Raw genomic sequence first — 21,518 nt, 5'->3', positions numbered from 1 at the left:
TCGTCCGGTACCCCCCGCGGACTGGAACGGAAGGCCGTCCCCGCGTGAACGTGAACGCACCAAAGGCAGCACATGAGTCCCTGGACGCCAGGGACCGACCGGCCCGCCTCACCGTCGGCGTGGTCGGAGCCGGCAGAGTCGGCCCCGTACTGGCCGCCGCGCTGCGGCTCGCGGGCCATCGCCCGGTCGCCGTGTCCGGCGTCTCGGACGCGTCCGTACGCAGGGCCGCGACGCTCCTGCCCGACGTCCCGCTCGTCACCCCCGCCGAGGTCCTGGCCCGCGCCGAGCTCGTCCTGCTGACCGTTCCCGACGACGCCCTGCCGGGCCTGGTCGAGGGACTCGCCGAGACCGGCGCCGTACGCCCCGGACAGCTCATCGTGCACACCTCCGGGCGGTACGGAACGCGCGTCCTCGCACCCGCCCTGCGCGCCGGCGCACTGCCGCTGGCCCTGCACCCCGCCATGACGTTCACGGGAACGTCCGTCGACGTGCAGCGGCTCGCGGGCTGTTCCTTCGGCGTCACCGCGCCCCAGGAGCTGCGCCTCGCGGCCGAGGCCCTGGTCATCGAGATGGGCGGCGAGCCCGAGTGGGTCGCCGAAGAGTCGCGCCCGCTCTACCACGCGGCCCTCGCCCTCGGCGCGAACCACCTGGTCACCCTGGTCGCCCAGTCGATGGAGCTGCTGCGCACGGCCGGCGTCGAGGCGCCCGACCGGATGCTCGGACCGCTCCTCGGCGCCGCCCTCGACAACGCCCTGCGCTCCGGCGACGCCGCCCTCACGGGGCCCGTCGCGCGCGGCGACGCGGGAACGGTCGCCGCGCACGTCGCGGAGCTGCGCAAGCACGCGCCGCAGGCCGTCGCCGGATACCTCGCCATGGCCCGTACGACCGCCGACCGCGCCCTCGCGCACGGCCTGCTCAAGCCGGAGCTCGCCGAGGACCTTCTCGACGTACTGGCCGACGGAACCGACGGGGACAAGACCACCGGAGAGGGAGAGGACCGATGAGCGGCGCCTTCGAGCTTGTCCCCACGCGTGAGGACCTCCACCACGTCCTCCAGCACTCCGGCGCCCCCGGCCGCACAGCCGTCGTCATGACCATGGGCGCCCTGCACGAGGGCCACGCGACGCTGATCCGCGCCGCCCGCAAGCACGTCGGACCCGAGGGCTTCGTCGTCGTCACCGTGTTCGTCAACCCGCTCCAGTTCGGCGCCGGCGAGGACCTCGACCGCTACCCCCGCACCCTCGACGCCGACCTCACGCTCGCCGAACAGGCCGGTGCGAACGCCGTGTTCGCCCCGTCCGCCGAGGAGGTCTATCCGGGTGGCGAACCGCAGGTCCGTATCACCGCCGGACCGATGGGCGAGCGCCTCGAAGGGGCGTCCCGTCCCGGCCACTTCGACGGCATGCTGACCGTCGTCGCCAAGCTGCTGCACCTCACACAGCCCGACGCCGCCTTCTTCGGGCAGAAGGACGCCCAGCAGCTCGCCCTGATCCGCCGCATGGCGCGCGACCTGAACTTCACCGTCGAGATCATCGGCGTACCGACGGTCCGCGAAGAAGACGGCCTGGCCCTGTCCAGCCGCAACCGCTACCTCTCGCCCGCCGAGCGCCGCACCGCGCTCGCCCTCTCCCGCGCGCTGTTCGCCGCCCGCGACCGGCTGATCGCCCTGGAGGCCCTGCACGAGCGTGCGGTCGCCCAGGGCGCGGTGACGACGCCCGCGCGCGTGGCCGCCCTCGCGGGCATCGGTGAGGCGCGTGCGGCGGCCGACGCGCACGCCGTCGAGCAGGCGGGCCACGCGGACCTGAGCGGCCCGGCCGCCGTCCGCGCGGCCGCGGCCGCCGTCCTGGACGAAGCCTCGCGCTTCGACCCCCCGCTCGCCCTCGACTACGTCGCCCTCGTCGACCCGTCCGACTTCACCGAGGTCTCCGACACCCACAGCGGCGACGCCATCCTCGCCGTGGCCGCCAGGGTCGGCGCCACTCGCCTGATCGACAACGTCCCGCTGACCTTCGAGCAGGGAGCTTCGGCATGACCCGCACTGGCATACGGCTGAAGGCCCCCGCCCCCGGCTGGACCGTAGACGCCGACGTCGTGGTCGTGGGCTCCGGCGTCGCGGGCCTGACCGCCGCCCTGCGTTGCACCGCCGCCGGCCTGCGTACGGTCGTCGTCACCAAGGCCCGCCTGGACGACGGCTCCACGCGCTGGGCGCAGGGCGGCATAGCCGCTGCCCTCGGCGACGGGGACACCCCCGAGCAGCACCTGGACGACACGCTCGTCGCGGGCGCGGGCCTGTGCGACGAGGAGGCCGTACGGACCCTGGTCACCGAGGGTCCCGACGCGGTACGCCGGCTGATCGACACCGGCGCCCTGTTCGACACCGACCCCGAGTCGGGCGTCATCCAGCTCACCCGCGAGGGCGGCCACCACCGCCGTCGCATCGCCCACGCGGGCGGCGACGCGACGGGCGCGGAAATCTCCCGGGCGCTGGTCGAAGCCGTACGCCTCGCGTCTCTTCGTACGATCGAGAACGCCCTGGTCCTGGACCTGCTGACGGACGCCGACGGACGCACGGCGGGCGTCACCCTGCACGTCATGGGCGAGGGCCAGCACGACGGCGTCGGCGCCGTCCGCGCCCCGGCCGTCGTCCTCGCGACCGGCGGCATGGGGCAGGTCTTCTCGGCCACCACCAACCCCTCCGTCTCGACCGGTGACGGTGTCGCGCTCGCCCTGCGCGCGGGCGCCGAGGTCTCGGACCTCGAATTCGTCCAGTTCCACCCGACGGTGCTCTTCCTGGGCGCCGACGCGGAGGGCCAGCAGCCGCTGGTCTCCGAGGCCGTACGGGGCGAGGGCGCCCACCTCGTCGACGCGGACGGCGTCCGTTTCATGCTCGGGCAGCACGAGCTGGCGGAGCTGGCCCCGCGCGACATCGTCGCCAAGGGCATCATGCGGCGCATGCGCGAGCAGGGCACCGAGCACATGTACCTGGACGCCCGGCACTTCGGCGCCGAGATGTGGGAGTCCCGCTTCCCGACCATCCTGGCGGCCTGCCGCTCCCACGGGATCGACCCGGTCACCGAGCCGATCCCGGTCGCCCCCGCGGCCCACTACGCCTCCGGCGGCGTACGGACGGACCTGCGCGGCCGTACGACGGTCCCGGGGCTCTACGCGTGCGGTGAGGTCGCCTGCACGGGCGTGCACGGCGCGAACCGGCTCGCCTCGAACTCCCTCCTCGAGGGCCTGGTCTTCGCGGAACGCATCGCCGACGACATCGCGGCCGCCCACCCCGCCACCCCCGGCCCGGCCGTTCAGAGTGCGGAGGCCCCCGGTCCGCTTCTCGACCCGGCCACCCGCATCGAGATCCAGCGGATCATGACGGCGGGCGCCGGAGTACTCCGTTCCGAGGCAAGCCTCGATCACGCGGCGGACGCCCTGGAGATCCTCTACCGCAGCGCGGCCTCCGAAGCGGATCAGGAGCATGACACCAAGGAAGCCGAGCCCGGCGTGGACGCCTGGGAGGCCACCAACCTCCTCCTCGTCTCGCGCGTCCTGGTCGCCGCCGCCCGCGCCCGCGAGGAGACCCGCGGCTGCCACTGGCGCGAGGACCGCCCCGACCGCGACGACGCCACCTGGCGCCGCCACCTTGTCGTACGGCTCACCCCCGACCGCACCCTCGCCGTACACCGCACCGAATCCGCGTCATTCCCGCCCGTAAAAGCTCAGAGGGAGCAGTAACCGTGAGTACGCCCGACAACCCCCAGCTCCTGCCGACCGCGTCCGGCGGGTGCGGCGACTCCTGCGGCTGCGGCGGTGAGGAGGAGACGTACGAACTCGACACCGCCGAGTGCGGCCTCGACCCCGACCTCGCGCAGCTCCTCGTCGCGGCGGGCCTCGACCCGATGGAGGTCGAGGACGTCGCGAACGTCGCCCTCGCCGAGGACCTCGCCGACGGCGTGGACGTGACGACCGTCGCGACGGTCCCCGAGGACGCCGTCGCGACCGGCGACTTCACGGCCCGTGAGGCCGGCGTCGTGGCGGGTCTGCGCGTCGCCGAGGCGGTCCTGTCCATCATCTGTACGGACGAGTTCGAGGTCGAGCGGCACGTCGAGGACGGCGACCGCGTCGAGGCCGGGCAGAAGCTGATCAGCGTCACTACCCGCACCCGCGACCTGCTCACCGGCGAGCGCAGCGCGCTGAATCTGCTGTGCCGCCTGTCGGGCATCGCGACCGTCACGCGCGCGTGGGCGGACGTTCTGGAAGGTACGGGCGCCAGGGTCCGCGACACCCGCAAGACGACTCCGGGGCTGCGCTCCCTGGAGAAGTTCGCGGTCCGCTGCGGCGGCGGCGTCAACCACCGCATGTCCCTCTCGGACGCGGCGCTCGTCAAGGACAACCACGTGGTCGCGGCGGGCGGCGTGGCCGAGGCGTTCACGCTCGTACGCAAGGCGTTCCCCGAGGTCCCGATCGAGGTCGAGGTCGACACGCTCGCCCAGGTGGCCGAAGTCCTGGAGGCGGGCGCCGACCTGATCCTCCTCGACAACTTCACCCCGGAACAGACCGCCGAGGCGGTGGCTCTCGTGAACGGCCGGGCGACGCTCGAATCCTCCGGCCGCCTCACCCTGGAGAACGCCCGCGCGTACGCCGACACGGGCGTCGACTACCTCGCCGTCGGGGCGCTCACGCACTCCTCCCCGATCCTCGACATCGGTCTCGACCTGCGCGAGGCGAAGTAACCCATGCTGCTCACCATCGACGTCGGCAACACGCACACCGTCCTCGGCCTGTTCGACGGGGAGGAGATCGTCGAGCACTGGCGCATCTCCACCGACGCGCACCGCACCGCCGACGAACTCGCCGTACTCCTCCAGGGCCTCATGGGCATGCACCCGCTGCTCGGTGACGAGCTGGGCGACGGCATCGAGGGCATCGCGATCTGCTCGACCGTCCCGTCCGTGCTGCACGAGCTGCGCGAGGTGACCCGCCGGTACTACGGCGACGTCCCCGCGGTGCTCGTCGAACCGGGCATCAAGACGGGCGTACCGATCCTGATGGACAACCCGAAGGAGGTCGGCGCGGACCGCATCATCAACGCGGTCGCGGCCGTCGAGCTCTACGGCGGCCCGGCTGTCGTCGTCGACTTCGGTACGGCGACGACCTTCGACGCCGTATCGGCGCGTGGTGAGTACGCGGGCGGCGTCATCGCCCCGGGCATCGAGATCTCCGTCGAGGCGCTCGGCGTCAAGGGCGCCCAGCTCCGCAAGATCGAGCTGGCCCGGCCGCGCAGCGTGATCGGCAAGAACACGGTCGAAGCCATGCAGTCCGGCATCGTCTACGGCTTCGCGGGCCAGGTCGACGGAGTCACCCAGCGCATGGCGCGCGAGCTCGTGGGCCCCGACGGCGACCCGGACGACGTGACGGTCATCGCGACGGGCGGTCTGGCGCCGATGGTGCTGGGCGAGTCCTCGGAGATCGACGAGCACGAGCCGTGGCTGACGCTGATCGGCCTGCGCCTGGTGTACGAGCGGAACGTCGCCCGGATGTGACGCGGGGGCGCCGTCCGCCGCGCCGTCGTAGATCAATTAAACAGATTTTGTCCGTTTGGTGCGTATTGTCACTGCATGCCCACGCCATACGGATCTCGTGGCGGCATGGCGTTCAGCGCGGACGAGCTGCGTGTGCTCCGACGCGCCCTCGCCATCGCCCTCCATCCCGCGTCACTGTCCGACGAAGACGTCCAGGACTGCCTGCGCCTCGCAGGCTCCCTGGACGAGGCGGTCCGCGAGGCGGGCCGGCTGCGCGCCTTTCTCCTCGCCGACCTCGCCCGCTACCGCGACGCCCTCCCAGCGGCCGCAGGCGGCTATCTGGGGCTACTGCAGGACGCCCTGGATGCCGGCTACCAGCCGGTCCCGGACGATCTCGTGGCGCTGCGCGGGCTGCGCGGCAGGCCGGCCGGCGCGGCGCTCCTCGACCGCTGCCGGGCCATCGCGGAACAGTCCGTACGGGCCCGCCTGGCCGGCCGCAGCGCCGCCCCCCTGCCGCGCACCCGGCTGCTGGCCATCGCGGGCGGCCGTACCGGCGCCGGCGACCAACCGCCGAAACCCAAGCAGCCGGCGCCCGACCGCGAGCCATCGGAGCGTCCTATGCCGAAGCCTTCCGAGGTCTTCCCACCGCGTAAGCGCCCGGTGCCCCCGCGGGAACACATGGTGGCGGGGTAGCTACTCTGGTCGGCATGGACTACGTTTCCGCGCTCCTGCCCCCCGTGGTGATGGCCGCGTTCTTCATCGCCCTGGTCACGACGATCGTCAAGTCACAGGGCGGTTCCAACAAGGCCAAGGAAGACGCGGCCGTGGACGCCACGCTCGCCCGCGCCGAGTCCGCCCGCCAGGCCGGAACGCCCAAGACCGGCGATGCCTGACTGTCTGACCTGACCCACCGCGTACTCCACGGGGGACTTCACGAGGGCGTGCGGCTCATTTCGAGTCGTACGCCCTTTTCGCTGGGCAAAAAACCTGCCATTACCGAAATCTCCCACTATGGTGGCGCTGTGCCTCGCCAATTGGGAGAGCTGGAAGACGCCGTCATGACGCGCGTGTGGCAGTGGAACCGGCCGGTGACCGTCAGGGAAGTCCTTGAGGACCTTCAGAAGGAACGGTCCATCGCCTACACCACGGTCATGACCGTAATGGACAATCTCCATCAGAAGGGCTGGGTCCGCAGGGAAGTCGAGGGCCGCGCCTATCGATATACGGCTGTCTCCACCCGGGCCGCCTACTCGGCCGCACTGATGAACGAAGCATGGTCGACCAGTGACAACCCCGCGGCGGCTCTTGTCGCCTTCTTCGGCATGATGTCGGCCGAGCAGCGCGAAGCTCTTGAAGACGCGATGCGCGTCGTTCAGCGCGCCGATCCCCCGGCCGATACCGCGACGCCCGCTCCCCCCGCGGGTCCGGCAGAGGTCGCCGAGAGCCCCGAGGGCCCGGGACGATAGCGTCGACGTATGCCGTCAGAGCAAAAAGCCATCACCGTCCGGCGCGCGAGGACCAGTGATGTGCCATCCGTGCGCAGTCTCGTCGACACGTACGCGCAGAAGCGGATCCTGCTCGACAAAGCGAACGTGACGCTTTACGAGGACATCCAGGAGTTCTGGGTCGCGGAACGCGACGAGGATGCCACCGTGGTCGGCTGCGGCGCGCTGCACGTGATGTGGGAAGACCTCGCCGAAGTGCGAACTCTCGCCGTGGATCCGTCCTTCAAGGGCGCCGGAGTGGGACATCAAGTACTCGACAAGCTGCTCCAGACCGCACGCTGGCTCGGTGTACGCAAGGTTTTCTGCCTCACCTTCGAAGTCGAGTTCTTCATGAAGCACGGCTTCGTGGAGATCGGAGAGGCACCGGTCGACGGAGATGTCTACAGCGAGCTGCTGCGTTCCTATGACGAGGGCGTAGCGGAGTTCCTGGGTCTCGAACGAGTGAAGCCGAACACCTTGGGCAACAGCCGGATGCTTCTGCACCTGTGATCGCCAGAAGCCATGAGAGCCCTATGTCCGAAACGCGCACGTTTCCCGTCTCCTTGAGGTACTGAACCTCCACCGGGGGTTTGTGTTTTCCAGGGAAAAGCGGTTTCCTTTCCGCGTACTGCATTTTCGATGAAAGGAAATCCGGTGGCACAGAAGGTTCAGGTCCTTCTTGTCGATGACCTCGACGGCGGCGAGGCGGACGAGACCGTAACGTTCGCTCTGGATGGCAAGACCTACGAGATCGACCTCACCACCGCGAACGCGGACAAGCTCCGTGGTCTGCTCGACCCGTACACCAAGAGCGGGCGGCGCACCGGTGGCCGTGCGGCTTCCGGTCGCGGCAAGGCACGCGCGGCGGTGGGCGGCAACCAGAACACCGCCGAGATCCGTAAGTGGGCCAAGGCGAACGGTTACAACGTGAATGACCGCGGCCGTGTCCCGGCCGACATCCGTGAGGCCTACGAGAAGGCCAACGGCTGAGCATTCGCGTAAGCGGAATTCGCACGCAACAAGCGGGCCCGGTGGCATTCCGTCGCCGCCGTGCTCACGAGTCGTACGAGACCGGGTGTTTCCCCACGGCACCCGAGTCCGGCGAAGGCCGGCAGGGTCGGTTCCACCTCGTGCCGCGGCTCGGGGGGTCGCAGCCAAATGGCGGCCCCCTGCGAGTGCGCCCATCCGGGCGGTGAGGGCGCGGTCATCCGCCCGCCGGTGCCCAGTGCGCGCAGATCGAGGGCCACGCCGCCCCACTCCAGCCAGTCGAGCAATCCGGGGAGCTCCTCGGCGCTCCCCGCGGCCACCAGCAGCAGCATCCGCTGCTCCATGAGGGCGACGGGACCCGTGAGCCCCGCGTGACGCCGCAGTACAGCGAAACCCGCGTCCGCAGGCAGCTCCAGTACGTCGAAGCGCAGACCGGTCAGCAGCTGCACCGGCGGGCCCGCGCCCATGCCCTCGCCGCTGTCCCCGCCGCTCGCCGCGGTGGCCCAGCCGAGCTCGTGTTCGTACCACTGCGCGATGCCGTTTTCGGGCGGCGAAGGCACCGGTGTGCTCGGCATGCGCGGGAACGGAACCGTGGGCGTCATGTCCGGACCAACTCCTGAGACGCCCCGGAGTTACGCTGTGTCCGCGTCCGACTGCGCTGCGTTGATGCTGTGGGGGCGTGCGGGGGCATTCGGCGGCGCAAGGGTGTTCGCCCGTAGCTGAGGGAACTGGGGCGCGCCGCATGGAGTGTCAGTGCTTACGGGTAAGACATTCCTAGTGGGAAGGGTCGACACGCCTGCCGAACCGTCTCACGTTCGCCATCGGCGTAGTGGATGGACGGGTATCTGTTTGGCCTGCGGGAACATCGTCTCCCACCATCAGGTTGGAGCAGGTGTCGGCTGTTCGGCAGCTCGATTCCCCGCGGAGGCGGGGGTGATCCGGACGGATGTCGGCAGTTGGAATGAGCTGTCCCGTCCTGCGGGACTAGCATGCGGAAGGACTGGGAGGGGACCGACCCCTCACTGACCGACCGCTCTGAGGAGCGATTAACGATGTTCGAGAGGTTCACCGACCGCGCGCGGCGGGTTGTCGTCCTGGCTCAGGAAGAAGCCCGGATGCTCAACCACAACTACATCGGCACCGAGCACATCCTCCTGGGCCTTATCCACGAGGGTGAGGGTGTCGCCGCTAAGGCCCTGGAGAGCCTCGGGATTTCGCTCGAGGCGGTCCGCCAGCAGGTGGAGGAGATCATCGGTCAGGGCCAGCAGGCTCCGTCCGGTCACATTCCCTTCACCCCCCGTGCCAAGAAGGTCCTGGAGCTTTCGCTCCGCGAGGCCCTCCAGCTCGGCCACAACTACATCGGTACAGAGCACATCCTGCTCGGCCTGATCCGCGAGGGTGAGGGCGTCGCCGCCCAGGTCCTCGTGAAGCTGGGCGCCGATCTGAACCGGGTGCGGCAGCAGGTCATCCAGCTGCTCTCCGGTTACCAGGGCAAGGAGACCGCCGCTGCCGGCGGCCCGGCCGAGGGCACGCCCTCGACCTCTCTCGTCCTGGACCAGTTCGGCCGCAACCTGACGCAGGCTGCCCGCGAATCCAAGCTCGACCCGGTCATCGGGCGCGAGAAGGAGATCGAGCGGGTCATGCAGGTGCTGTCCCGTCGTACCAAGAACAACCCGGTCCTCATCGGCGAGCCCGGCGTCGGAAAGACGGCGGTCGTCGAGGGCCTGGCGCAGGCCATCGTCAAGGGCGAGGTGCCCGAGACCCTCAAGGACAAGCACCTCTACACCCTCGACCTCGGCGCGCTCGTCGCCGGTTCCCGCTACCGCGGTGACTTCGAGGAGCGCCTGAAGAAGGTCCTGAAGGAGATTCGCACCCGCGGCGACATCATCCTGTTCATCGACGAGCTCCACACCCTGGTGGGTGCGGGCGCCGCCGAGGGCGCGATCGATGCGGCTTCGATCCTGAAGCCGATGCTGGCCCGTGGTGAGCTCCAGACCATCGGTGCGACGACGCTCGACGAGTACCGCAAGCACCTTGAGAAGGACGCGGCGCTCGAGCGCCGCTTCCAGCCGATCCAGGTGGCGGAGCCTTCCCTCCCCCACACGATCGAGATCCTCAAGGGCCTGCGCGACCGTTACGAGGCGCACCACCGCGTGTCCATCACGGACTCCGCGCTGGTCGCGGCGGCCACCCTGGCCGACCGCTACATCTCGGACCGCTTCCTGCCGGACAAGGCGATCGACCTGATCGACGAGGCCGGCTCCCGGATGCGCATCCGCCGGATGACCGCACCGCCGGACCTCCGGGAGTTCGACGAGAAGATCGCGGGCGTCCGTCGCGACAAGGAGTCGGCGATCGACTCCCAGGACTTCGAGAAGGCGGCCTCTCTCCGCGACAAGGAGAAGCAACTTCTCGCGGCCAAGGCCAAGCGCGAGAAGGAGTGGAAGGCCGGCGACATGGACGTCGTCGCCGAGGTGGACGAGGAACTGATCGCGGAGGTCCTGGCCACGGCCACGGGCATCCCGGTCTTCAAGCTCACCGAGGAAGAGTCTTCCCGCCTGCTGCGCATGGAGGACGAGCTCCACAAGCGCGTCATCGGCCAGAAGGACGCCATCAAGGCCCTCTCGCAGGCGATCCGCCGTACGCGAGCAGGCCTGAAGGACCCGAAGCGCCCCGGTGGCTCGTTCATCTTCGCCGGCCCGTCCGGTGTCGGTAAGACCGAGCTTTCCAAGACGCTCGCCGAATTCCTCTTCGGCGACGAGGACGCACTGATCTCCCTCGACATGTCGGAGTTCAGTGAGAAGCACACGGTTTCCCGTCTCTTCGGTTCTCCCCCCGGTTACGTGGGATACGAAGAGGGCGGACAGCTCACCGAGAAGGTGCGCCGTAAGCCGTTCTCCGTCGTTCTCTTCGACGAGGTCGAGAAGGCCCACCCCGATATCTTCAATTCCCTGCTCCAGATTCTGGAAGACGGTCGCCTGACCGACTCCCAGGGCCGGGTCGTGGACTTCAAGAACACGGTCATCATCATGACGACCAACCTCGGGACCCGGGACATCTCCAAGGGCTTCAACCTGGGCTTCGCGGCTCAGGGCGACGTCCAGACGAACTACGATCGGATGAAGAACAAGGTCAACGAAGAGCTGAAGCAGCACTTCCGCCCCGAGTTCCTCAACCGTGTCGACGACACGGTCGTCTTCCACCAGCTCACCGAGGAAGACATCATCCAGATCGTCGACCTCATGCTGGCCAAGGTGGACGAGCGCCTGAAGGACCGCGACATGGGCATCGAGCTGAGCTCGGAAGCCAAGTCGCTGCTCGCGAAGAAGGGCTACGACCCGGTCATGGGCGCCCGGCCGCTGCGCCGGACGATCCAGCGGGAGATCGAGGACATCCTGTCCGAGAAGATCCTCTTCGGCGAGCTGCGTCCCGGCCACATCGTGGTCGTAGACGTCGAGGGCGAGGGTGAGGCGAAGAAGTTCACCTTCCGCGGCGAGGAGAAGTCGGCCCTGCCCGACGTCCCCCCGATCGAGCAGGCAACGGGCGGCAGCAGCGGCCCGAACATGTCGAAGGACGCGTAACAAGCGCCTTGACGGCGTGTAGCGCCTGAAGCGCCTAAGGGGTGGCCCCGGAACCATTCAGTTGGTTTCCGGGGCCGCCCCTTTACGCATGCCCGCTGCTGCTGCCGCTGCTGTCGATGGCGCCCTGGACGACGCGGGCGAGGTCTTCCTCGGTGGGCAGCAGGGCCTTGGCCGAGGGCGGGAGCATGGAGTACGTGCTGACGGTGAGCGGGCGGTTGCTGGTCTCCAGAGCGGCCTGCATGACTGCCTTGTTGCGCTCGGCCACGACGAGGAAGCCGAGGGTCTCGTCGTCGCGCTCCGGGTCGCGCACCATCTTGTCCACGACGTTGGTGTAGAAACTGAGCTTGCCGATGTGCTCGGGGAGAGCTGCCGTGGTCTTGAGTTCGATCACCACGTAGCGGTGCAGCTTGAGGTGGTAGAAGAGCAGATCGATCCGGAACTCGTCGCCGCCGATGAAGACGGAATACTGCCGGCCGACGAAGGCGAAGCCGTAACCGAGTTCGGTGAGGAACCGGATGATGTCGGCGACGATCGCGTCCTCGAGTTCGCGTTCGGTGTGGCGGGAGTCGAGGCCGAGGAAGTCGAGCCGGTACGGGTCCTTGGCGATCTCCTGGAGTACGGCGGCTCCGTCGGGGATGGTGGCGGAGAAGTTGTTGTCGGCGGCGCCCTGCGTGAGGTGCAGCTGCTGGGAGATGGACTGCTCCAGCCGGTCGCGCGAACAGCCTTGTTGGACGGCGTTGGACGCGTAGAAGTCCTGCTCGGAGCGGGTCTTGAGGCGGGTTACGAGGGTGACGATGTGACCCCACGGCAATTGGGCAATGGGCTGTTGCACAATTGGCCCCGGCCAGGCCCGGGCCATCTGGTGCATGTACATGAGATTGCGCCGGGAGAAGCCGCGCTGGTTGGGGAACGCCGTCCTCAGATCGGCCGAGAGACGGTCGACGACCTTGGCGCCCCAGCCCTCCTCCTTCTGGCGGGCCAGGATGTGGTGCCCGATCTCCCAGTGCATCTGGATGAGTTCGGTGTTGACCGCTCGCCGAGCGCTGGTGCGCGCTTTGGAGACGGACTCCTTGACCTCGCCCAGCAGGTCGCCGTACCAGGACGGCAGGGTTCCGGGCTGGGCGGGGACCAGGGCTTTGCTGTCGGTGCTCTTGCTCATGGTGCAGACGCTCGCGCATCCATGCCGTTTACGTACGTGGGTTTTCTGTCACTCCACCGAACGAGTGAGTGAATGAGCGAGTAAGGCGGTGCGCTGTGTCAGCAGAGTGCCGGCTTGCGCCAGGAGCATTCGAGAGTGGTGTCGGTGGGCTCGGTGGTGGGCGTGGCGGCGCGTTGGGTGGTGGGACGTACGAGGGTGGTGGTGGTCTTGGTTGAGGAGGCGAGGGTAGTCACGATCGCGTCCTCAACACTCTTGATTGATGCGGCCAGGTGGTTGTTGAGGACGATGCTGTAGACCAGCTCGCGGCCGCCCGCGTCCGTGACGTATCCGGAGAGGGCGGAGGCGCCGGTAAGGGTGCCGGTCTTGGCTCGGGCGTTCAAGGCGGCGGGGGTCTTGCACATGCGGGAGCGGAGGGTGCCGCCGGTCGCGCGGTCCGGGGCGCAGGCCACGGGGAGGGACGCGTACCAGTCGGCGTACCAGGGCGCGGTGCGTACGGCGAGGAGGAGTTTGGCGAACTCGGCGGCCGGGATGTTGTTCATGCGGGAGAGGCCGGAGCCGTCGACCTGGCGGAGGGTCGCCGTGTTCATGCCTTCCTTCTTGAGGTAGTTGGAGATGCCGGCGAGGCCGGCGCTCCAGGTGCCTTTGCCTGCCGTCTCGTAGCCGATGGTCTTGGTGAGGGCCTCCGCGTGCATGTTGTTGGAGAGCTTCATGAAGGGACGGATCAGCTCTTTGAGCGGCATGGAGGTGTGGGTGGCGAGGGGTTTGGCGTTCTTGGGGGTGGGGCGGCCGAGGTGGGTGGGGCCTGTGATGCGTACGCCGTGGGCGGTCAGGGCGTCGGCGAAGACGGCGGCGGCGTAGCCGGTCGGCTCCCAGACGGTGACCCACTCCTTGGTGGCGTTCGCACCGAGGGGGATGTTTCCGGTGATGCTGATGGTGTTCGAGCCGTGCAGGCGTTCGATGGTGAGGGTCTTGGGCTGGCCGGCCGGGACGGTCGTGGCGCCGCGCATGTCGAGATCGACGTAGTCGGTGCGGGGGGTGAGGGTGAGCTCGGGAGCGGCGCCCGGTTCGGCGCCTGGGGCGGCCTGGACGATGACGGTGCCGGAGTCGTAGTCGGTGTCCGGGGCGACGGTCAGTGCAGAGATCTGAGCGGAGTAGTACGACGATTCGTCGTCGGCGGCCCAGGAGCGCCCGAGGCGCTGGGTGTCGAAGCGGGTGTCGTCGGCGATCAGGCGGCCGGTGATTCGTTTGATGCCGGAGTCGGCGACCTGGGCGGCGAGTTCGTCGTAGTCCGCGGCGAGGGTGGTGGGGTCGCCGGTGCCGCGGAGGTAGAGGTCACCGCGGAGTACGGAGCCGTTGCGGCTGCCGGTGGTGAGGGCGTCCGTCCGGTAGCGGTAGTCGGGGCCGAGCAGGGCCATGGCTGCGACGGAGGTGGGCAGCTTGGTGTTGGAGGCGGGCATCAGGCGGTCGGAGCCGTCGCGCTGGTAGAGCGTTTCGCCGGTGGTCGCGTCGGCGACTACGACGCCGGCGGCACCGCCGTCGAGGCGGGAGTCGGTGAGGATCGTGTCGATGGCCCCCTTGAGGCCGGTGTCTGAGGGGCCGGCGACGGTGGTGGTGGTTGAGCTCCAGGTGAGTGTGCAGGCGAGGGCGATGGCGAGGATGGCGATGGAGGTTGTGCGGCGAGTGCGGCGAGTTCGGGGGGCGCGGAGGGCGCCGACGGCGCGGGGGGTGCGAGGGGTAGGGAGCGTGCGGCGCTGGGCGCGGATCACGGGTCTACTCATGGCACAGGAGCATCCCGGACGGCGGCGGCGGGGGGAAGGATGCCAGCAGTTGGGTGAGTCGTGGGGCGTTGGCGGCCCCGGGGCGGTGATTGCTTCTGGCGTGGGGGCCGCCACATGTAAGTGTGGCGGCGGAGGCCCGCCGGTAAAGGGCGCTCCTGCGTCGCGTCGCCTGCGGCGATTGCGCTGCGCTTCACCCTTGACCGTCGCCCCTCCGCCGCAATGCTTCTGGGGGGCGGCCCCCGGGGGGAGCCCACGGGAAGCTCCGGCGATTGGCTGCTGTGTCGCTGCCGCCCGAGGGTGTGTGGGTGGGGCGCGGCAGGTTGAGGGGGCGGTGCGGCCCCAGTCTCGGCGACCGCGGGGACGGCCGTTGGTGCGACGTCCCCATTCCCACGCACACGCGCGCCCACGACGGCGGTCGGTTGGCCCGTCCGGTCGACCTGCGGACTCTTGGTGGTGGCAGGTGGGTCGCGACAGTTCGATGGGGCGACTCGGGCGGGTTCGGCGTCCACCCCGGCCGGTGGTCGGCCGAACCTCAAGCACGTTGCTGATGTGGGTGGATGGTGGAGAACCGAAACGCTCCCGTGATGGCTGGAGGCGATACAGCTGGGACTGGTGGGGTCGGAGGGGTGTTGGGATTCATCAAGTGTTGGGTTAGTTGCATTCCGAGCCTGGAACCGTGTTGCTGGAACGACTGAACCCGCCAAGGGGCGTAGTTCAGGCGTCACTTGGGCCGGGCGGCGTTGGAAGAGACATCTCGGCCACCCTGTCCGGCCTCACCACCCTCACCGACTGTGGGTCGAAACACTCCCACGGCGACGGGAAGTGACACAGCTGAGACCGGATGGGACTGAAGGGGCGTTGGGGTTCGCCAAGTACGGGGTTAGTCGCGCGACCGAACCCCACGAGAGCTTGCCCGCCGCGTGGTCCGAGACCGCAACTCAGTGTCGACGTATCGCCCACTCAGTCAGCTGAGACAGTTGCGGCAATTGGGGCCCGTGGGATTATGGGGCGGCGGGCAAAGCGAATGCCGGGCTGCTGGCGTGCGATGAACCCAGCACATGACGCATGTGGCCCCTTACCAATTGCCATAAGCCGGGCAAATGGGGTGCCCCTATTCGTCTTCTGCTGGGTTAGTCCCATGCCGCCCGGCTGAGAGCCGGGAACCGCTCCGCTGGCCCGCCGAGAGAGTCGAGTCGGCCGGCCTGCGAGCTAGTTGCTCGTCCGGCCGGGCCGTCGGCAGGACCGCCGACTCCTGGGCACCCTTCCACCCACCCACATCAGCAACCTGCTTGCGGCCCAACCGACCACCGGTCCGGGTGGACGCCACAGCCACCCGAGTCACCCCATTCAACTGCCGCGCCCCACCCGCACCGACACGAGTCCGCACGTCGACCCGACCGGCCAACCCGCCGCTCACGTGGGTGCTTGTGTGCGTGGGAATGGGGATGTCGCACCAGCGGCCGTCGCCGCAGTCGCCGAGACTGGGGCCGCGCCGCCCCCTAAACAGACCGCGCCCCACCCACTCGGCCGTCGGCCACCGAACCGACCCACCCGCGCTACTCCCCGAGCCCCCGTGCAGGGCGTTTTTCTTTGGGCCGTCCCCGTATAAGCGTCAGCGGTGGGCCGGGGCGGCGGGTCAAGGGTGGGCCGCAGGCACATCGCGTAGCGACGCGACGCAGGAGCGCCCTTGACGCGCCGGTCCGGCCCACCGACACTCGAGCGCTCGGGACGGCCCGAAACCCCCAGACGCGATCTGTGGTCACGGACCCCGGTCAATCGGTCCTGAGTACCCGTACACCTCGGTGCTCTCAGGTAGGCGGTCGAGGCCATCCACGGAGCGGGTGCCAATGGGGAACCTGATGTACCGCAGCTCCGGCAGTCTCGCCAGCGAGCTGACGTCAAAGGTTCTCTGCTGCGACCAAGAAAGCGTGAAGTCCACGAGGTTGGGGAACAGCTCCGGGACTCTCTCGAGTGACGAAGGCGGGAGTTCACCGCAGAGGTTCAAGCAAGAGACCGCTGGCAAGATCAGGTCACGCGGCGCGCGCGCAAGGGAGTCTCCCGTTGCCGCGAGGTCGCGCAGCCTGGGCAATCGGCTGATCTCCTGCCACTCCTCGGCCTCCTGTGGGCTGCTCTGAGAGCCGAGGTGGAGGCTGTCCAGCGTCTCGCCGTATCTGCACAGTCCCTGAAGGCCACCTGCTGGGCGGGCTGCCTCGCGAAGGTACAGATGAGTCAGGGATGCCGGTGAGGGGAGATCCGCCATGGACCAGGCGGTGTCGTGTCCAGCGAGACCGAGGTGTTTCAGTCCCTCCAGCGATGCGAGGGGGCCGAGGTCGGCGCCACCGTTCATGACCAGGACGACGGTCTGGAGTGGGAGCCCTTCAATGCCGGTGAGATCCGTCAGTTGCGGGCAGTCGGAGATGTCCAGGCTGGAGAGGCTGGTCTGGCCGCGCAGGAAAGATACACGTCGCAGGGACGGGTTCTCGCGGATGCGAGCGTGGGTGAGCCTGGCCTCGGCCGCGTACGCCCGCAGCGCAGTCTCGGATAGGCCCCCTCTCGCGTCCAGCCGCGGTCGGGTGCCGAGTGCGCGCAGGGCCGCGAGCTGGTCGTCCGTTGTGACGGTGAAGTCCAGGCCGGTGGGGTCGGTATGGGCGACGACCTCTTCGGCGTACGTCTTCGTGTCGAATTTGCCCCAGGACCAGATGAGCTGAGCCCGGACTTGTCGTCGTTCGTGCTCGCAGAATCGGGCCAGGTACGGGATGGCCCGATCCGATGCCACATGGGACGCGGCTATGACCACAAGCTCGGCGGTATGGACGGTAGAGGCGCTATTCGGGTCTTCGGCCAGTCTCTCCGGACCCGGCAGCAGGTCCAGGATCACAGGCCCCGCCGCCGCGAGCTCGCGGGCTGCGCGGGCGTCCGCCGGTGGGATCAGGGCTGCCGCGCGGTGCTCGACCTCCTGGCGTACGGCCGGGGACAGTTCGGCGGCGTCTTCCAGGCAGACTGCCGCGAGGAGGTGGACTCGGGTCCGTACCGCAGCGTCCGCCTGTCTGTCGCCGTAGGCCAGCAGATCCGTGAAGAACTCCGCCCGTTCTCGCGGGCGCGCGTGAGCCACCGACATCCGGATGACGTCCTCCCACTGGTCGTCCGCCGCGTGCCCGGCCAGGACACCGAAGTCGCCCTCGTCGACGGCGGCGCGCGCGCCGAGGAAGTCCTGGAAGGTGCGGTGGATGAAGTCGACCGTTCCCGGGCCCGGTTGGCGGAGCAGACCGCTCCGGTGCAGGAAGTGGTCGAAGACCGCCTTCGCGTCGCCCAGCGCCGCCACCTCCGGGACGGCGGGAAGCGTGTCGGCGATGATGCTTTCCGCTCGTGCGCGGTCCATTTCTGTGCGGCCGTTGCGGATCAGCCAGTACGCGAGGCGCTGGAGGAGCTGGACCTGCGGCTCTTCGCGCAGTTCCGGTACGCCCATGTCGCGCTCGCGATCGCGGCGTACCAGCAGCATCGAGAGCGCCGCCGTATAGAGGTCCTTGCGACCGAGGGGCAGGAAGCCCCGGCGGTCGCGGTGCAGGGCGCAGATCAGGCCGCACATCAGCGGGTTGGTGGCGAGGCGGCCCAGGTCGGGTTTGGCGCGTACCGCCGCCCGGAGTTGGCGCTCGTACGAGACCAGAGCCGCGTCCTCGTCCTCGTCCTCCGAGCCGGTACGGGCCGCCGCGTGCCAGCGCTTGATGAACGCCGCCACGTCGGCCGGGCTCATCGAGGAGAGCGTCAGTTCGGTGAAGTCCTCGTCGGCCAGCCAGTCCTCCCGTACGGCCGAGGGGCGGGACGTGACCAGCCAGCGGTTTCCGGGACAGGCGTCGATCAGGTCGCTCAGCCAGGCGCGGGTGCGGGAGCGCTCGGCTTCCGGGATCTCGTCGATGCCGTCGATCAGGACGAGGGCGCGGCCCGTCGCCAGTACGCGCGACTCCCAGCCGGCGGGCTGTTCCCCGGCCAGCGGGGAGCCGACGGCGGCCAGGAAGTCCTTGGGGGCGGGGAGGCGCTCGCCGTGGCGGGTCAGGGTGCGCAGGGGGAGTACGAAGGGGATGCGGTTGTAGAGGTACGCCATGCGGCCGCCGCGGTCGCGGTCACCTTGGTCGTCGCGGTCGTCGCGGTCGTCGCGGTCGTCGGCGTCCTGGCGAGCCGCCGAGACCGCCAGCCACTGGACCAGTGTTGTCTTGCCGGAGCCGGCTTCGCCGCGCAGCAGAACGCGCTCGTGGTCGGCGAGGGCCTGATCGGCGGGGCGTGATGCGAAGACGGCAGGGTGGATCGGCCCGTCCCACCTGTTGCCCCAGTCGCCCGGCTTTCCCTGCGTGATCCATTCCTCGGGGAAGGGCTCCCGCAGATCGGGCATGGTCCTGGTGCTCGCCCCGGTATTTGCCCCGGTATTCGCCCCGGCAATCGCCTCGGTGCCCGCCCCGCTGCTCGCCGTCGCCTCCAGGCTCAGATAGGCCGCGTCCAGCGGCCACTTCCCCGGTGAATTGGTCAGGTCGATGCCGAAGATCGTCAGCTTGCTGTGCTTCTTCGCCATGTGGGCCAGGTAGCGGCGCTCGAAGGCAATGTCCTCCGTCCCCCGCAGCGGACTGCGGGCGATGAGGGCGTCGACCTTGGCGATCAGTTCGCCCTGGCGGCGGCTCTGCGCGACCAGGGTTGCCGCGACGAAGGTCGAGCGCTGGGTGAAGAAGTGGACGATGTGCAGGCACGTGGCGTCGAGCAGGCGCTCGTAGAAGTACGTCGCGTCCGCCGACAGGTGGCGCTCGGGCCTGTCGCTCGCCCGGCGCAGAACACGCGCGAGCTCCGTGTGGCCCATCTCGACCGCCTCTACGTCGCTCAGTGCGAGGTCTCCCATGGAGTGCAGCGTCGTGGCCAGGGCGCGTACGACGGACTCTTCCTCGTCGGGGGATACCGGCCGCTCGCCCGTGCGCAGTCCCGTGCGCAGCGCCTGCCCGCACAGCTCGGCGGACAGCCTGTCCAGGTCCGTACGGGTGAGGGTGCGCTTCTCGCCCTTGAAGGAGACGTAAGCGGAGAGGCGGACCGGTTTGTCCACCAGGCCGGCGCCCGGGCCCTCCGCCACGAAGAGCTTCCTGATCAGTGGTCCGGCCACGCTCGATGCGAGGCGGGTGCCGATTACCGCGGGATCCACGTGCCGTCCCCCGGGGGCCTGTGCTGTCCAGTGGATGGATGTGGATCAGCGTATCGAGGGGCCCCGCGGTGACAAGGCGCACAGGGGTTTTGGGGTCTACGAGGCGCAGTAGTGGGCCTCTCGCGTGTGGGGCGAGGACGGGGCGAGGACTTTCGGGTGGCTGGACGGGGGACCTTCGGGCCTGGGCGGACGAGGGGACGGAATCCTAGGTGGCGGGCCTCTCTGTGCCGGTCTGAGGTGGGATTAAACCAGGCAAAGTGGGCTTATTTCACTAGTTCTGGAGTGTCTGGGCGATTGCGTCAAGAGTCGAATAGTTGATGCTGCTAATACGGCTCTTGGTAGTAGATGGGTCATTTTGGGTCCGGCGGGGTCGCGGGTTACCAATGTGAAGCCAGCCCGGCGGAATGCCGGGTTCATTCACGCCTGGAGGTTCCCCCCGTATGACGAAGTTCGACATGTTCTCCCGCGCCCGCACCTCGTCCGTCCGTACCCGTCGCAACGCTGTCATGGCCGCCGGGCTCGGCGCGTCGATGATGCTCGGCACGGCGGGCGTGGCGTTCGCCGCCGAGGGGACCGCTGCCGCGGCCGTCGAGAAGCAGGCCGTGGTTCAGGCCAAGGCCGCCGACAGTGCGAAGAAGGCCGCTGCCGACGCCAAGAAGGCGGCCGACGTGAAGAAGGCTGCGGCGAAGGCCAAGGCTGCCGCCGCGGCGAAGGCCAAGGCCAAGAAGGCGCCCTCCTGGCAGAAGCCCGTCAAGCAGTACTCGCTCAGCGCGACGTACGGCAAGGGAGGTGGCATGTGGGCGAGCAAGCACTCGGGCCAGGACTTCGCGGTGCCGGTCGGCACCCCGGTCGACGCCGTGCACGGCGGCACCGTCGTGAAGGCGGGCCCCAACGGTGGCGGTGACGGGCCGGCGTACGGCAACGCGATCGTGATCAAGCACGCCAACGGCACGTACTCGCAGTACGCGCACCTGTCCAAGATCCAGGTGACCCCCGGCGAGAAGGTCAAGACGGGCGAGCGCATAGCCCTCTCCGGCAACACCGGAAACTCCAGCGGCCCGCACCTGCACTTCGAGATCCGTACGACGCCGAACTACGGCACCGCGATCAACCCGGTGTCCTTCCTCCGTGCGGAGGGCGTCAGCATCTGACCTCCGTCAGTGGCTGACCGTGCCGGCGCGTGATCCGCGTCAGCGCGTGACCCCCGGAGCCTGGCCGTGCGCCTGGCTCACCAGATCGATGGTCGCCAAGGTCGAGGAAATCGCCGGAGCCCACGGCCTCCCGCAACCCCACGGCCCCCGGGATGCGCATGCGCGCCAGGGGTCGTTGTCAGTGGCGCATGTCAGCATCGAAGACGTGGACACCACGACTCCGGTGACCGCGCACCTCGCACACCTGCGACAGCTGCGCCTCGCCAAAGACGCCATGGACCGCGACTGGGCCGAGCCGCTCGACCTGGACGCGGTGTCGGCGCATGCCGGCTACTCGCGGTACCACTTCATCCGCGCCTTCAAGGCGGTGTACGGCGAGACGCCCGGCCAGTACCTGTCACGCAGACGCATAGAGCGCGCCGAGGAGATGCTGCGCTCGGCGAATCTGTCCGTCACCGAGATCTGCGTGCTGGTCGGCTTCACCAGCCTCGGCACCTTCTCCGCGCGCTTCAAGAAGCAGACCGGGCTGTCGCCGAGCGACTACCGCACCCAGCACGTGCGGCGCGGGGCCGCGCTGATACCCGGGTGCTACGCGATGCTCTGGGCCGGAGCCTTCCCCGAGATGAACGACCGCAATTCCGAGGAAGCGCGGTAAAGCGCCCGCTGCCTACGGTGACCGTGCAGCG

17 protein-coding genes are annotated in these 21,518 nt (G+C 69.1%); 13 read left to right on the top strand and 4 right to left on the bottom strand.

Features of this window, described 5'->3' with window-relative positions; all coding sequences use genetic code 11:
• Nucleotides 1-44 precede the first annotated feature (44 nt).
• From J7E96_RS23590 to J7E96_RS23545, 10 genes are all read left to right on the top strand, one after another.
• Complete coding sequence (locus tag J7E96_RS23590; RefSeq protein WP_215133667.1) at nt 45-1,004, top strand: Rossmann-like and DUF2520 domain-containing protein; 960 nt, start codon at nt 45-47, stop codon at nt 1,002-1,004.
• Nucleotides 1,001-2,032, top strand: a complete 1,032-nt coding sequence (gene panC, locus J7E96_RS23585) for a pantoate--beta-alanine ligase (protein WP_215133666.1) — start codon at nt 1,001-1,003, stop codon at nt 2,030-2,032. Before J7E96_RS23590 ends, panC begins: the two co-directional genes overlap by 4 nt.
• Nucleotides 2,029-3,732, top strand: coding sequence for an L-aspartate oxidase (locus J7E96_RS23580; protein ID WP_215133665.1), 1,704 nt, complete (start codon nt 2,029-2,031; stop codon nt 3,730-3,732). Before panC ends, J7E96_RS23580 begins: the two co-directional genes overlap by 4 nt.
• A gap of 2 nt (nt 3,733-3,734) precedes the next feature.
• On the top strand, nt 3,735-4,730 hold the full coding sequence (gene nadC, locus J7E96_RS23575; RefSeq protein ID WP_215133664.1) for a carboxylating nicotinate-nucleotide diphosphorylase: 996 nt from the start codon (nt 3,735-3,737) through the stop codon (nt 4,728-4,730).
• Nucleotides 4,731-4,733: 3 nt separating this feature from the next.
• Nucleotides 4,734-5,540, top strand: coding sequence for a type III pantothenate kinase (locus J7E96_RS23570; protein ID WP_215133663.1), 807 nt, complete (start codon nt 4,734-4,736; stop codon nt 5,538-5,540).
• A gap of 105 nt (nt 5,541-5,645) precedes the next feature.
• Nucleotides 5,646-6,212, top strand: coding sequence for a hypothetical protein (locus tag J7E96_RS23565; RefSeq protein WP_215133725.1), 567 nt, complete (start codon nt 5,646-5,648; stop codon nt 6,210-6,212).
• Nucleotides 6,213-6,226: 14 nt separating this feature from the next.
• Nucleotides 6,227-6,412 (top strand): hypothetical protein, encoded by a 186-nt coding sequence (locus J7E96_RS23560; protein WP_215133662.1) that lies wholly within the window; start codon nt 6,227-6,229, stop codon nt 6,410-6,412.
• Nucleotides 6,413-6,541: 129 nt separating this feature from the next.
• On the top strand, nt 6,542-6,985 hold the full coding sequence (locus tag J7E96_RS23555; RefSeq protein WP_308296101.1) for a BlaI/MecI/CopY family transcriptional regulator: 444 nt from the start codon (nt 6,542-6,544) through the stop codon (nt 6,983-6,985).
• Between the two features lie 9 nt (nt 6,986-6,994).
• Nucleotides 6,995-7,513 (top strand): amino-acid N-acetyltransferase, encoded by a 519-nt coding sequence (locus J7E96_RS23550; protein WP_215133661.1) that lies wholly within the window; start codon nt 6,995-6,997, stop codon nt 7,511-7,513.
• A gap of 144 nt (nt 7,514-7,657) precedes the next feature.
• Nucleotides 7,658-7,993: an Lsr2 family protein gene (locus tag J7E96_RS23545; RefSeq protein ID WP_215133660.1), complete on the top strand. Its 336-nt coding sequence runs from the start codon at nt 7,658-7,660 to the stop codon at nt 7,991-7,993.
• Here the strand turns inward: J7E96_RS23545 and J7E96_RS23540 are convergent.
• Complete coding sequence (locus J7E96_RS23540; RefSeq protein WP_215133659.1) at nt 7,972-8,592, bottom strand: SCO3374 family protein; 621 nt, start codon at nt 8,590-8,592, stop codon at nt 7,972-7,974. The genes J7E96_RS23545 and J7E96_RS23540 overlap by 22 nt on opposite strands.
• Before the next feature lie 450 nt (nt 8,593-9,042).
• On the opposite strand from J7E96_RS23540, the gene J7E96_RS23535 reads away from it, so the two are divergent.
• Complete coding sequence (locus J7E96_RS23535; protein WP_215133658.1) at nt 9,043-11,571, top strand: ATP-dependent Clp protease ATP-binding subunit; 2,529 nt, start codon at nt 9,043-9,045, stop codon at nt 11,569-11,571.
• Nucleotides 11,572-11,653: 82 nt separating this feature from the next.
• On the opposite strand, the gene J7E96_RS23530 is transcribed toward J7E96_RS23535, so the two are convergent.
• The 3 genes from J7E96_RS23530 to J7E96_RS23520 form a co-directional block, all read right to left on the bottom strand.
• On the bottom strand, nt 11,654-12,730 hold the full coding sequence (locus J7E96_RS23530) for a YhcG family protein (RefSeq protein ID WP_215133657.1): 1,077 nt from the start codon (nt 12,728-12,730) through the stop codon (nt 11,654-11,656).
• Nucleotides 12,731-12,828: 98 nt separating this feature from the next.
• On the bottom strand, nt 12,829-14,508 hold the full coding sequence (gene dacB, locus J7E96_RS23525) for a D-alanyl-D-alanine carboxypeptidase/D-alanyl-D-alanine-endopeptidase (RefSeq protein WP_215133656.1): 1,680 nt from the start codon (nt 14,506-14,508) through the stop codon (nt 12,829-12,831).
• Between the two features lie 1,759 nt (nt 14,509-16,267).
• Nucleotides 16,268-19,681, bottom strand: a complete 3,414-nt coding sequence (locus J7E96_RS23520; protein WP_308296100.1) for an NACHT domain-containing protein — start codon at nt 19,679-19,681, stop codon at nt 16,268-16,270.
• Nucleotides 19,682-20,136: 455 nt separating this feature from the next.
• Between J7E96_RS23520 and J7E96_RS23515 the strand changes: the two genes are divergently transcribed.
• Together J7E96_RS23515 and J7E96_RS23510 are read left to right on the top strand one after the other, a co-directional pair.
• On the top strand, nt 20,137-20,832 hold the full coding sequence (locus J7E96_RS23515) for a M23 family metallopeptidase (RefSeq protein ID WP_215133723.1): 696 nt from the start codon (nt 20,137-20,139) through the stop codon (nt 20,830-20,832).
• 205 nt (nt 20,833-21,037) lie between these two features.
• Complete coding sequence (locus J7E96_RS23510; protein WP_374196713.1) at nt 21,038-21,487, top strand: helix-turn-helix transcriptional regulator; 450 nt, start codon at nt 21,038-21,040, stop codon at nt 21,485-21,487.
• Nucleotides 21,488-21,518: the final 31 nt, after the last annotated feature.

Origin of the sequence: Streptomyces sp. ISL-96 (genome assembly GCF_018614035.1) — a bacterium.
In the GTDB taxonomy this organism is placed as follows: Bacteria; Actinomycetota; Actinomycetes; order Streptomycetales; family Streptomycetaceae; genus Streptomyces.
Note: the sequence above shows the minus strand (reverse complement) of the source record. Positions and strands in the feature narration are given on the sequence as shown.